This is a genomic window from Desulfoplanes sp., assembly GCF_054921335.1.
This window is the reverse complement of sequence record NZ_JBUDSQ010000001.1, coordinates 59748-73377: the sequence shown is the minus strand read 5'-3', so window position 1 is coordinate 73377 and position 13630 is coordinate 59748. Positions and strand designations below refer to the sequence as shown.

The 13630-nt window shown below is 55.0% G+C and carries 10 protein-coding genes; 5 read left to right on the top strand and 5 right to left on the bottom strand.

All coding sequences use genetic code 11. From position 1 onward, the window contains the following. The first annotated feature begins 5 nt into the window (after window positions 1-5). The 5 genes from ahbD (at window position 6) to ACY692_RS00320 (ending at window position 5800) form a co-directional block, all read left to right on the top strand. A complete protein-coding gene (gene ahbD, locus ACY692_RS00340; protein WP_462323339.1) occupies window positions 6-1112 on the top strand; it encodes a heme b synthase in 1107 nt (368 codons plus the stop codon). A 10-nt stretch (window positions 1113-1122) separates the two neighbouring features. Further along, window positions 1123-1584 carry a siroheme decarboxylase subunit alpha gene (gene ahbA / locus ACY692_RS00335; RefSeq protein WP_462323338.1) on the top strand — a complete coding sequence of 154 codons (462 nt, stop codon included), beginning with the start codon at window positions 1123-1125 and terminating at the stop codon, window positions 1582-1584. After that, window positions 1581-2255, top strand: coding sequence for a ribulose-phosphate 3-epimerase (gene rpe / locus ACY692_RS00330; protein ID WP_462323337.1), 675 nt, complete (start codon window positions 1581-1583; stop codon window positions 2253-2255). The genes ahbA and rpe overlap by 4 nt, the downstream gene beginning before the upstream one ends. A 159-nt stretch (window positions 2256-2414) precedes the next feature. Beyond that, a complete protein-coding gene (gene aspA / locus ACY692_RS00325) occupies window positions 2415-3824 on the top strand; it encodes an aspartate ammonia-lyase (protein ID WP_462323336.1) in 1410 nt (469 codons plus the stop codon). 77 nt (window positions 3825-3901) lie between these two features. Then, window positions 3902-5800: an ATP-binding cassette domain-containing protein gene (locus tag ACY692_RS00320; RefSeq protein WP_462323335.1), complete on the top strand. Its 1899-nt coding sequence runs from the start codon at window positions 3902-3904 to the stop codon at window positions 5798-5800. A gap of 209 nt (window positions 5801-6009) precedes the next feature. On the opposite strand, the gene ACY692_RS00315 is transcribed toward ACY692_RS00320, so the two are convergent. The 5 genes from ACY692_RS00315 to aprA all read right to left on the bottom strand — a co-directional run bounded on the left by ACY692_RS00315 (window position 6010) and on the right by aprA (window position 13604). Beyond that, window positions 6010-6654 carry a hypothetical protein gene (locus ACY692_RS00315; RefSeq protein WP_462323334.1) on the bottom strand — a complete coding sequence of 215 codons (645 nt, stop codon included), beginning with the start codon at window positions 6652-6654 and terminating at the stop codon, window positions 6010-6012. Between the two features lie 17 nt (window positions 6655-6671). Continuing rightward, entirely contained in the window at window positions 6672-7898 is a 1227-nt protein-coding gene (gene qmoC / locus ACY692_RS00310) for a quinone-interacting membrane-bound oxidoreductase complex subunit QmoC (RefSeq protein ID WP_462323333.1), read from the bottom strand. A gap of 13 nt (window positions 7899-7911) precedes the next feature. Further along, entirely contained in the window at window positions 7912-10212 is a 2301-nt protein-coding gene (locus ACY692_RS00305; RefSeq protein ID WP_462323332.1) for a hydrogenase iron-sulfur subunit, read from the bottom strand. Window positions 10213-10216: 4 nt separating this feature from the next. Beyond that, window positions 10217-11452 (bottom strand): CoB--CoM heterodisulfide reductase iron-sulfur subunit A family protein, encoded by a 1236-nt coding sequence (locus tag ACY692_RS00300; protein WP_462323331.1) that lies wholly within the window; start codon window positions 11450-11452, stop codon window positions 10217-10219. A gap of 157 nt (window positions 11453-11609) precedes the next feature. Beyond that, window positions 11610-13604 carry an adenylyl-sulfate reductase subunit alpha gene (gene aprA, locus ACY692_RS00295; protein ID WP_462323330.1) on the bottom strand — a complete coding sequence of 665 codons (1995 nt, stop codon included), beginning with the start codon at window positions 13602-13604 and terminating at the stop codon, window positions 11610-11612. Between the last annotated feature and the right edge of the window lie 26 nt (window positions 13605-13630).

Here is a 13630-nt window from a genome sequence, read left to right as displayed (position 1 = left end):
AATCCATGCATCCATCACACCACACACCAAATGACGGACAGACTCCTCCCTTGCGTCTCATCGCCTGGGAAATCACCCGTTCCTGCAACCTTGCCTGCCAGCATTGCCGTGCCGAAGCGCACGAGGACCCCTATCCCGGCGAACTGAGCACCGACGAGGCCAAGGCACTCATCGACACCTTCCCCGAAACCGGCAACCCGGTGATCATCTTCACCGGCGGTGAACCCCTGATGCGCAAGGACCTCTTTGAGCTGGTCCCATATGCCCGGGCCAAGGGGCTGCGCTGCGTCATGGGCACCAATGGAACACGTATCGATGCGAACATGGCCGCCAGGATCAAAGGGGCCGGCATCCAGCGATGCAGCATTTCCATCGATGGTCCGGACGCCGGGTCCCACGATGATTTCCGCGGGGTGCCAGGAGCCTTCGATGCTTCCCTTGCGGGCATCGAGGAACTCAAAAAGGCCGGGGTCGAGTTCCAGATCAACACCACCGTGACCAAACACAACATGCCCTTCTTCAAACAGGTGTTCCACCTGGCCGAAGACATCGGTGCCGCTGCCTGGCACATCTTCCTCCTCGTGCCCACGGGCCGGGGCGATGCCATCAGGGATGAAATCATCAATGCCCAGGAATACGAAGAAGTGCTCAACTGGTTCTATGACTTCCGCAAGACCACATCCATGCACCTCAAGGCAACCTGCGCGCCCCATTATTACCGGATCATGCGCCAACGGGCCAAAGAAGAGGGCATCAAGGTGAACATGGACAATTTCGGTCTCGATGCCATGACCAGGGGATGCCTGGGCGGAACCGGATTCTGCTTCATATCCCACACCGGCCAGGTCCAGCCCTGCGGTTTTCTGGAACTTGATTGCGGCCAGATCAAGGAAAACCGTTTCCCGGAAATCTGGGCCTCATCTCCCCAATTCCTCGCCCTCAGGGACCAGTCCCAGTATGAAGGTAAATGTGGTGTGTGCGAGTACCACAAGGTATGCGGGGGGTGCCGGGCCAGGGCCCACACCATGACAGGAAATTATCTCAAGGAAGAACCCCTGTGCACCTACACCCCCCGGGCTCTCCGTGGGCACATGCACACAAACGAACCGTAGGAGGATGGTCATGGACGCGTACGACAAAGCCATTCTCGGCATCATCCAATCGGATTTCCCCATCACCGGCCGGCCCTACGCCGACATCGGCGACATGGTCGGCCTTGCGGAAAATGAGGTGCTCGCCAGGGTCAACACCCTCATGGATCAAGGCGTCATAAGGCGCATCGGTGCCAATTTCCAATCCAAACGATTGGGCTGGCATTCAACCCTGTGCGCCGCCAGGGTTCCTGAAGATACCATGGCCACCTTTGTCGCAGAGGTGAACGTCCATCCCGGTGTGACCCACAATTACCTCCGCAATCACGACTGGAACATCTGGTTCACCATGATCGGACCATCCCAAGACGGAGTTGCCGACAGCCTGGCCGCCATTACTGAAAAAACCGGCATCCCCATCCTTAACCTTCCGGCAGAGAAGCTTTTTAAAATCAAGGTTGATTTTGCCATGAACGACGAGAAAACATCATGATCCGTACCACACCCATCCTTTCGCCGTCCCTGTTGTCCTCGGATTTCGGCAAATTGCACAGTGAGCTCGAGGCCCTTGAGCATGCCGGACTCAAGTGGGTGCACTGGGACGTCATGGACGGTCTCTTTGTTCCCAATATCACCTTCGGCCCACCGGTGATCAAAAAACTCCGTGCCGCATCAAAACTCTTTTTCGACGTCCATCTCATGATCGAACGTCCTGAACGGTATATTGACGAATTCGCCGATGCCGGATCGGATCTCATCTGTGTGCATGCCGAATCCACCGCGCACCTGGAACGGACCGTCAGCGAAATCCGCAGACTGGGGTGCCAATGCGGTGTCGCCCTCAATCCGGCCACTCCGCTGGAATCCGTCTCCTGGCTTTTGCCCCAGCTGGACATGGTGCTCGTCATGTCGGTCAACCCCGGTTTCGGGGGTCAATCTTTCATCCCGTTCACACGGGCAAAAATCAATAAGCTTGCCACCATGATCAAGGAACAGGGGGCAGATACACTCATCCAGGTCGACGGCGGGGTGAGCCCCGACAATGCCGGGGAGCTCATAGGCCTTGGTGCCGACATCCTGGTTTCCGGTTCCGCATTCTTCAAATCCCCCTCCTATGCCAAACGCCATGGAGACTTTATGCGGGCCATGACCGGACAGGGTTGAGCCGATAGTTTCTGGTGTCCTGCTTCTTGGTTACCTCCACATGGCAGGGCATAGTCATCTCTACGCGTGTAGCGAATCTTTTTTCACCACCCAAGGTACCTGCGCAAGACGGCCACACGCCACGTTCGTCCCGCTCCCCCTGCCCCAAGGATCCCAGCCATGACACGCCACGAACACGACAGTATCGGGACCATCGATGTCCCAGACGATGTCCTCTATGGTTCCCAGACATACAGGGCCCTGCAAAACTTCCGCATTTCCCGTATACCCATTTCCCACTACCCCATGCTCATCCGGTCCCTCGCCTTTATCAAGAAGGCCGCGGCCCAGACCAATAATGGGCTTGGCCTTCTTGATGACGAGCCCATGCGGGGAATCGTTCAAGCCTGTGACGAAATCCTGGCAGGGCGGCATCTGGATCATTTTGTGGTCGACTCTATCCAGGGTGGGGCAGGGACATCCACGAACATGAACATCAACGAGGTCGTCGCCAACCGGGGCCTCGAGCTATTGGGCAAATCCAAGGGTGATTACGGGACCATCCATCCCAATACCCATGTAAACATGTCCCAGTCGACCAACGACGTCTATCCCACCGCCATACGCATCGCCCTTATCTTCAAGATCCGGGACCTGATGAAGTCCATGAAATATCTGAAAACCGCCTTTAGTACCAAGGCGGAAGAGTTTTCCGATATCATCAAAATGGGGCGCACCCAGCTGCAGGACGCCGTCCCCATGACCCTGGGGCAGGAGTTTTCCTCCTATGCAACCATGCTCGGGGAAGACATCCTACGCCTGGGCGAGGCACAGTCTCTTGTTCGGGAGATCAATCTGGGTGGTACTGCTATTGGAACCGGACTGAATGCCCACCCAGAGTATGCCCACCGGGTCGTCGACCGGTTGACCCAAATGACCGGCCTTCCCCTGATCGTCGCTCCCAACCTCGTCGAAGCCACCCAGGATACGGGTGCCTATGTCCAGCTCTCAGGTGTTCTCAAACGGGTTGCCGTAAAGCTTTCCAAGATCTGCAACGACCTCCGCCTGCTATCCTCCGGACCGCGCTGCGGCTTCAATGAAATCAACCTGCCCGGAATGGCCCCCGGTTCCTCGATCATGCCCGGGAAGGTCAATCCGATCATCCCCGAGGTGGTCAACCAGATCGCTTTCCAGGTCATCGGTAGTGATGTCACCGTCAGCATGGCCTGCGAGGCGGGACAACTCGAACTCAACGTCATGGAGCCGGTGGTGGCATTCAACCTCTTCAATGCCTTGGACATGCTCCGTCGTGGGTGCATGACCCTTGCCGACAAATGCATACGCGGGATCACCGCCAATCCGGACGTCTGTCGTTTTATGGTGGAAAAGAGTATTGGCGTTGTCACAGCCCTCAATCCATACATCGGGTACGAAAAATCATCGGAAATCGCCCATGAGGCCATGGCTACCGGTAAAACCGTCTATGCGGTTGTCATTGAAAAAGGATATCTCACTCAGAAAGAGCTTGACGAAATCCTCTCTCCCGCCAACATGATCGCTCCACGCCAGATCTCGGGGTGCTCCGGGTGATGCAGCGATCATCTACCAATGCGACAGCCGCCCCCTACCGCGCCACGCCGTTTCCATTATCTCTCTAGGCCATCATCATGACACTCGTCAGTCTTAAATCCGTCTCGCTCTCGTTCTCCGGCCCCGCTCTTTTAGATGCGATCGATTTCATCATCCACCCAGGCGACCGGATTGGTTTACTAGGCCGCAACGGCGTTGGTAAATCCACACTGATGCAGATCATCCAGGGTGCGGCCACTGCGGACCGTGGCGATATCTTCCGCCAAAAAGGGATCCGGATAGCATCGCTTCCCCAGGAGGTTCCCCAGGGGATCACCGGCAGCGTCTTTGATGTTGTCGCCAGAGGTCTGCAGCATACCGGAGAGGCCCTTGCCGAGTACACCCGCCTGTCCGCAACCATCAAAGGACATGACCACCCCGATGAATCACTGCACCGGCTGGCGTTCCTCCAGGACCGGATCGACGCCGGGAATGGCTGGACCCTTGACCAGAAGATCCGGTTGATCCTTTCAAAGCTCAAACTCCCCGCTGAAAAGGATTTCAGATCGTTGTCGGGCGGCCGCAAACGCCAGGCGCTCCTTGCCCTGGCCCTGGTCAGCGAACCGGATCTGTTGCTCCTCGACGAACCGACCAACCACCTCGATCTCGAAAGTATCGCCTGGCTCGAAGAATTTCTTGCCCCGTATCCACACGCCCTTTTGTTCATAACCCATGATCGGTCCATGCTTTCCCGCGTGGCCAACCGCATTGTTGAGCTTGATCGGGGGCACCTCTACGACTGGTCCTGCGACTACACGACCTTTCTGCGCCGCAAGGAAGAACTCCTGCACAGCGAGACAAAGGAATGGGACCGGTTCGACAAGAAACTCGCCCAGGAAGAGCAATGGATCCGTCAGGGGATCAAGGCAAGAAGAACCCGCAATGAGGGCCGGGTCCGAGCACTGAAAAAATTGCGTGACCAGCGGGCCCTCCGGCGCGCCAGGCTGGGGACAGTGGACATGGTCGTTCAGGATGCCCAGAAATCCGGAAAACTCGTTGCTCAGGTAGATCGCCTGGACTTCAGTTTTGACCAGTCGCCCCTGATTGCCAATTTTTCGACCGTCATCACCCGCGGCGACAAGATCGGTATCCTTGGCCCCAACGGATCCGGCAAGACAACGCTCTTGAATCTTCTTCTCGGGTCCCTACCACCCCAGTCCGGAAGCGTACATCTTGGAACCCGCCTGGAGATCCTCTACTCGGATCAATTACGGCAAGGAATCGATCCGACCAAAACGGTTCGCGACAACGTTTCCGAGGGCAACGATGTGGTGACTATCAATGGCCGGCCCAAACACGTCATTGGCTATCTCAAGGACTTCCTGTTCACCCCCGAGCGGGCAAATACCTGCGCGTCTATTCTCTCGGGCGGAGAACGCAACCGTCTGCTCCTGGCCAAACTGTTCACGAAACCCTCCAATGTTCTTGTCCTCGACGAACCGACCAACGACCTGGACATGGAAACCCTGGAACTTCTCGAATCACTTCTGGTCAACTATACGGGCACGGTTCTCCTTGTCAGTCATGACCGGACGTTTCTGAACAACGTGGCTACGTCCCTGATCGTCTTCGAAGGTCAGGGACACCTGCAAGAATATGTCGGCGGATATGACGACTGGGTGTCCCAGACTGCCGGAAGAGACGGCGGCCACCCATCCCCCCTCGCCAAACAGTCCACACCCAAACCCGTCCGGACCACAAGGCCCCCGAAATTAACTTTCAATCAAAAACGCGAACTGGCCCTTCTTCCTGAGAAAATAGACATCCTTGAGCAGGAAAAGGCATCCATCGAAAACAGACTCGCCAACCCCTCAGCCCTCGGTGCGTCCGCCCCCTCGGAGTTTGCCACGCTTGGTGACAAGTTACAGAACGTCACCCATGAGCTCGAATCGTTCTACGATAGATGGGTCGAGCTCTCTTCCATTGAAGACGATTGAAACCGTGATGCCGCGGGGGTGCCCCATCAAAACACGTCGCCATGCGGTTGTATGACGTGAGAGGTCTGCCCGTTTCTGTATCGGGATTTTCCGGCCTAGCAGGGGCCGGAACGCTGGTGGGTGTAATGCTCTCTCTTCCATACAACGCAAAAAAGGCCTGGAGAATATTCTCCAGGCCTTTTTTGTTATATGTACTCAGTTCGTGCGGCCTACCAGTCATCCTCATCAAAGCTGGACCCACCGAAATCAAAAGAGTCCTCATCGACTTCTTTTGCAGCAGGAGCGGCACCGCCGGCACCAGGAGCAACGCCGGCCACGACAACACCATTCTTCTTGACCTCGTCGACCTCTTTAAGGAGTTCTTCAAGTTTTTTGGTGTACTCTTCGATCCGTTTTTCCGAGGTGATAAAGAGCTCTTCGGCCTGGCCCTTTTTCTCATCTTCGTAGGCCTTGATCTGCTTCTGGAGCTCGGCAATCCTGGCGTCCTTCGCCTCGACATCGCCCTGGAGCTCTTCAATCTTTGTGTCCCTGGCGGCGATAGTTGACCGGTACTCCCCAAGCTGTTCAAAAATGCCGGAGGCCTCGGCAGCGGCCAGGGCGGGCAGAGGAGTGACCGAGACATTCTCTCCAAGGGCGGCCAAACCGGAGGCGCTCAGATTGGTCAGCTCGGGATGCTGCTCGTAGATCCAGGCCTTGGTCAGTGCGATGGCAAAGGGCTCGAATTCGGCATCGACATCCTTACCTACCATGTAGTTGAGCAGGTCGAGCAGGGATTCCTTGTTGGCTTCCCTGCCTTCACCTTTGAGACAGGCCACAAATGTATTTATGGGGAAAATCTTGCGTGCTTCAGACATGGTCTCCTCCTTTATGATTAGACAATAAAAACGTTATCTTGTTCAATGAGTTCTTCATCAATGGGCAAACGACCGACATACCGGGCATAGATCAATGCCGCAGTCCTGTACACCAGATGCCCAAGCTTGGACCAGGGCAGATAGGCGATCATCATGAACACGGCGATCAGGTGAAAATAATAGGTGAAGTAGCACAAAAAAGCGGGTGCTCCTGCCAGCCTAAGGACCTCGGCACCGATACCGGTAAGGGCGATGGCCCAGATAACGCCGAGGAGATACCAGTCATAATACGACGAGTTAGAGGTTTTGGGATCCAAATTCATCCGGCGACGTGTGAGCAGGGTCAGACCGACCAGGAGCAGGATCGCACCGACGTTGGCCAGCAGCTTGACCGGATTCCACAAGGCCATGGGCGTGTGTCCGATAGGGGCGATAAAATGGATCAGCTTCCCCCCCCAATGCCCAGCGGCGACAATACCGGTGACAATGGCACAGCAGACAAAACCGTAGAACAGGGTCAGATGCCCCTTGAACTTGTCTTCATCTTCCGGCTCATCACCACACTTCTTCCACTTGGCATGGTTGAGGATCTCGTTTTTGACCACATCGATGATCGCCTGGGTGATGGTCGGCTTTTTGTATCCAACCACAAAAGTCTTTTTGACCGTCTTGTTCCACCCCTTTACCAAGGTGCTGATCCCCACCGCAAAACTGATGACCACGAAGAGGGCAGTGAGTCCGAAAAGAGGATCGATGGTGAAGTCACCGGGGAACAGAGCGCCATACACTACCTTACCGTCAACCAGGGGAAAGAAGGTCCCCAGCTGGGCGGCACGAACCAACCAGATGATCCCAAAGATCAGGGCGGGGAAAGCGAGCAATAGCGGAAGATACATTCCCTTGCTCATCCAGCGGCCAATGGAGGCTGGTTTGACCAGGTTCCTATAGGTCATGTTCCGGAGTGCGGCCAAAATGTCACCGGGCTTTGCCCCACGGGGGCATTGGGTGGAACATGTTCCGCATTGGTGACAAAGCCAGATATCGATATCGTTGACCAGCAGATCCTTCATTCCCCATTGCGCCCAAATCATTTCCTTACGGGGATAGGGATTGTCGGCCGGAGAAAGAGGACAGACAACGCTACATGTTGCGCACTGGTAGCACTTCTTGACGTCCTCCCCGCCCACGTCCTGCAGGTCTTTAACAAACTGCAGATCGGGCTGTACCTTTAACGCATTGGACATAGCAGCATTCCTCCTAGTATCCCTTGAACGGGTTGGGTCCAAGCTTGAGCATCCTTTCCACGAAGTCATCGATTATCTCAGGTATTCTATCATACTCATCAATGGCAACTTGAGCCTGTTCTACCCGTTCGGGTTCGATGCCAAGCTTTTTCAGGGTTTCGGAAACATTATCCATACGCTTATTACAGAGTTCAGAACCCTTCATGAAATGACACTGGTAGTTCTCACCGTATTTACATCCAAGCAGAAGGCAACCATCGTTTCCTTTGGACATAGCATCGGCAATCCAGATCGTATTCACGGAACCAAGACAGCGTACCGGAATGACTCGAATATAAGGACTCCACTTACTACCACGCATAGCTGCCATATCAAGAGCGGGATATGCGTCATTCTCACAGGCCAGAACAATGAACCTGGGACCGCCCTCTTCAATTTTGTCAGGCACCTTGATCTGTTTGATCATGGAACCGATCTGGTCGATGTTGTAGTCATCAAAGGAGATGACACGTTCCGGACAGGCACCCATACAGGTTCCGCAACGCCGACACCTGGCAACATTGGGCATGGGATTGCCCTTTTCGTCTTCATCAAGCGCCCCAAAGGGACATTCTTCCGTGCACCGCTTACACTGCGTACACCGGAGCATATTGAACTTGGGATAGCTCATGTCACCCGAACGCGGATGTACGGCCATGCCACGGTTGGCCGACTCGAGACATTGGACGGCCTTGAGGGCGGCACCAGAGGCATCGACCTCGGCGGTGGACATGGTCATGGGCTGGCGTACACAGCCGGCGGTGTAAATACCGGTCCGCCGGGTCTCGTAGGGGAAACAGATATAGTTGGAATCGGAGTACCCCTCAAAGAGGTCCAGATCGGGGAATGCCTGCCCCTGCCGGTACTGCAGCTTGATAACCGGATCCAGGGCGGTTGTGGGGACCATGGCCGTGGGCAGGACAACCATATCGGCTCTGATCTCGATCCTATCACCCAGGATGGTATCCTTGACCAGAACAATGATTGAACCGTCACCGGCGTCGGTCACACTGGTAATGGTACCCTTGGCCAGCATGACTCCCGGATCGTTCTGGGCGGCCTTGTAATAGAGTTCGTTGATCCCCGGGACCATCATGTTTTCATAGAGCACATAGGACACGGCGTTCGGGGCAAACTCCCGGACATAATTTGCCTGCTTGAGCGCGGTTAGCGAGGTGATCTCTGAGGAAAAAGGCAGGTGTTTGCAGGTCTCGTTGTTGATGAAATTACGTCCACCAGGACCTACTTCTTCCTCCTCGCCAGCGGCTTCGGCCTCCAAGCGGGCCTGCCGTGCTGCTTCCTCCTCGGCCTCGAACGATTCAAGCTTGTCCCCAAAACCGAGCAGAAAGACAACACTTTCCGGCGTCTTGCCACTTCCCGGACAGACGACCTTACCCTGCTTGGCCATCTCCTCGAATTCCATTGAAGTGACGATGTTCTTGGACTCCTTGTATCCGAATGGTTCGAGATACTTCTTGTCCTGGGGAGCCCAGCCGGTTGCCGTGACGACTGATCCAATGGCCAGTTCCTGCTCTTCCTTCCCGGTCTTGAGCGTAGCGGTATACTGTCCGGGCATACCGGCCAGTTTTTCCAGTGTGGTTCCGGTGAGCACGGTTATCTTATCGTCGGCCTCGACAGAGGCGATCTTGGCATCAATGGTCGTCTCTTCGGCCGTCGTGAACGGAAAGCTCATGGGGATGGTTTTGTACATTTTTTTGGCATACCCACCCAGCTCACGCTGCTTTTCGACCAGAACGACATCGTAACCGGAGGCCGCAACATCCAGGGCAGAGGTGATCCCTGTCCATCCTCCGCCAAGAACGAGAACCTTCTTGGTTATCTCTATCGCCTCGGCCTCGGGCACATTGGCCTTTTGCAGGTTGACGACCCCCATGTTCACGTAATCGGAGGCCACTCCCATGAGAATATCGGGGATTTCTCCGCCAGGAACATACGGTTTTCCATCCGGGTCTTCGTAGGAGAGAACACATTGCTCACGTAGATTGACCCGGTGCACAAGGATGGAGGGACCAAAATTGAAAAAATCACCATCGACACGGGGTGATGTGCCACAGGCGCACACCGAATCAATGAGCCCTTCGTCGATATCGGCCTGGATCAACGCCTTGCCTTCATTACCCACCAAATGCGGGACAATCTTTACCACAGGGCAAAGATCTCCCCACGCAGTGCGCACGCCATCGGCCAGGGCCTCGAGATCAAGGAACTGTCCGATGCTTGCGCCATCGAAATATACACCGATTTTCTCGGCCATCTGACTACCTCCCTCTCACCGTCTGAATGGCTTTCATTGCCGCGGCTGTTCCGGACTGAGCCGACTTCATGACATCCAGTGGACGTCCCGCGCATCCTGCGACAAAAATGCCTCTTTCTTCATCATTGACCAGAAATCCCTCATCGTTCTGGGGAAGATCCAGGGGAAGCGACTGGCCTGCGGCACTGGGCTGCATACCCGTGGCCAGAACGACCATATCAAAGCCCTCGGTCGACTTGCTTCCGGCAACGGCATCTTCGACCGTCAACCAGACCCGGCCGGTATCTTCCTTGACCTCGGCCACCTTGCCCTTGATCGCTCGAACATTGTCGTGCGCAAGGACCTTTCTGGCAAAATTTTCGTACCGCCCCGGTGTCCGTAGATCAATATAATAGATGCAAACCTCGGCATCGGGATACTGCTCGGTTACATACTCGGCCTGTTTCAGAGAGGCCATGCAGCAGATATACGAGCAATAGGACAGGTGGTTTTCATCCCGGGATCCGGCACACTGCACGAATGCAATCCGCTTGGGTGCGGTCTGATCGGAAGGCCGCAAAATCTTCCCGTTGGTGGGCCCGTTGGGTGAGGAAAGCCGCTCCATCTGCATGTTGCTTATGCAGTCCTTGATCTTCCCGGCACCGAGACGGGTCAGCTTGGTCACGTCATACGGCTTCCACCCGGTAGCGATGACGATACTCCCGACATTCAGGGTGAGGGTTTTCTTCTGCTCCGCCATGTCGATATACTCGTTTTCGGCAAGCAACGTTCTATCGGCGTCGGTTAGATTCTCTGTGTCTACGACATAGCGAGAAGGAAAAGCAAAGGGCACATCCTTGTAGACCGCCTTGCGGGTACACAGACCGAAATTGAAATCGTCCTCCACATCCTTGGCAAGCTTGCCCGCGAGTTCATTGAGCTCGACGGACTGGGGGGCCGTATGCCTGGGTGTGACGGTGACGCTGACCTCATAGTCTCCTACATTTCCGGAAACAGCGGTCACCTCGGCCATGGTCATACACTTCACGTTGGGGTTTTTTTTCAGTCGTTGGAACTGGATTTCCAGCCCACAGGACGGAGGACACAATTTGGGGAAATATTTGTTCAGCTGCGAAACGCGGCCACCAAGAAAAGGGCTCTTCTCAATGAGGAACACCTCGTGACCCACTTCTGCAGCCTCCAGTGCGGCGGTAATCCCACTGAATCCCCCACCAATTACTAAAATGCTGCTTGTAGACATTATCTTCCTCCAGGGGAACAATCTTATGCATCCATAACACGAACAAAATGGCCTAAGCCGAAACTAGAACCCTGATGTCATAGCTCTGGCATAGACCATTTCATGAACATAAAATAACTGCGGGCCATGACGGCCCGCAGTTATTTAACATGCCCTATTAATCAGGGATGACCTTGTAGTAAGGCCGCTTGTAGATGACGGTCTCACCGGTAGCAGGATTGAACTTGGAGTTACAGAAGCACTTCCACTTGGAATCATCGAGACCCATGAAGTCGGCACGATAGTAGAAGCCGGGGTAACGGGTTTCCTTACGGAACATGATGTGCTGCATGTGCAGACGGACGGTCCACAGACGATGGTAGTTTTCCCAGCAGCGGAGCAGTTCGTGGAGGTCACGAGCAGCCAGCTTGACAGAGTCTTCTTCCAGCATATCCAACAGATCAAACCCGGTGTTCAGAGAATTCTCGGAACAGATGTAGTTTGTTGCAATACCACCGCCATATTCGTCGGTAGCCTTGATCAAACGCATCATGAAGTTCTTGGGGCTGATAAAGTTGGGGTTAACCACGCTGTCGGTGGAAATACCTTCGTTCTCAGTGTAGGTGTACCAGGGCTGGTAGATTTCCTTGGCCAGGTCTTCAACCTTTTCGGTGAGGGCAGGCTTGAAATCCTTGTGATCCAGAACCCAGCGGACCATCTGCTTACCGGTGATACGGCCTTCAGCGTGAGAACCGGAGGAGAATTTATGTCCAGAGGCGCCAACACCATCAGCACAGGTGAAGAGGCCGTTGACGGTGGTCATACGGTTGTAGACCTTGCCGTTGTCGGCTTTGACCTTGTACTCTTCAGGTACCCAGTCCTCGTCGGGACCGGAAGCCCAGATACCACAACAGCCGGAATGGGAACCGAGCAGGTAGGGCTCGGAAGGAGCGAGCTCGGAGCCTCTCTTTTCAGGTTCGATGTTCTGACAGGCCCACAGGTTGGCCTGGCCGACACACATGTCCAGGAAGTCTTCCCATGCTTCAGCTTCGAGCTGTTTCTGCTCGGGCTCGGTCATGGTGGAGAAGGTGGTCTGCAGGGCGGTAGCGGTATCCATATAGATGGGGCCACGGCCGTCACGCATTTCACGGAGCATCATGTGGTTACGCAGACATGTGGGGATGATGTTACCCTTTGCATAGCCACGCTTCTCGTAAGGAGCCATCATTGCGGCGTTCTTGACACAGTAGTCCTCACCAAAGGCGTTGGTTGCCTTGGCCTTGAACAGGAGGAACCAGCAACCGACCGGGCCATAACCGTCTTTGAAACGACAGGGCACGAAACGGTTTTCCATCATGGTCATTTCAGCGCCGACCTGTGCACACATGGTGTAGGTGGAACCGGCGTTCCATACAGGATACCATGCACGGCCGAGACCTTCACCGGTGGACCGGGGGCGGTATACGTTGACGGCGCCACCACATGCAACCAGCATGGCGTTGGCCTTGAACAGGATGACCTTGTTTTCACGAGCGGAAAAACCGACCGCGCCGGCGATTCTGTTGGGCTCGTTGGCATCGAGAAGGAGTTTGACGATGAAGATACGTTCCAAATAACGGTCTTCGCCCAAAGCGTTCTTGGCTGCTTCACCAACGATACACTTGTAGGATTCACCGTTGATCATGATCTGCCATTTACCTTCGTTGACGGGATTGTCACCGTTACGGATGGATTTGCCCTTGGCTTTGGCCTTGGCACCGTTGAGAATCTTGCCGTCGTCATCACGGATCCAGATGGGCAGACCCCATTCTTCAAACAACTTGACACTGTCATCAACGTGACGGCCAACGTCGAAAATAAGGTCGTCGCGAACGATGTGCATGAGGTCGGTACGGACCATGCGGACATAGTCATCGGGATCATTTTTGCCCATGAAGGTATTGATGGCGGACAGTCCCTGTGCAACAGCACCGGAACGTTCGACAGCAGCCTTGTCGAGCATCATGATCTTGATGTCTCCACCAACTTTGTCAGCCCAGCGAACGGCTTCAAAAGCAGCACCACAGCAACCCATTCCACCACCGACGAGCAGGATATCAGCTTCTTGTTCTTCAACAGTAGGCTCAGCGAGAGCGATCCCTCTGGGCTCTTCTTTTACAGGAATACGAGGCATTTTTGCTCCTCCTTAAATTTATATAT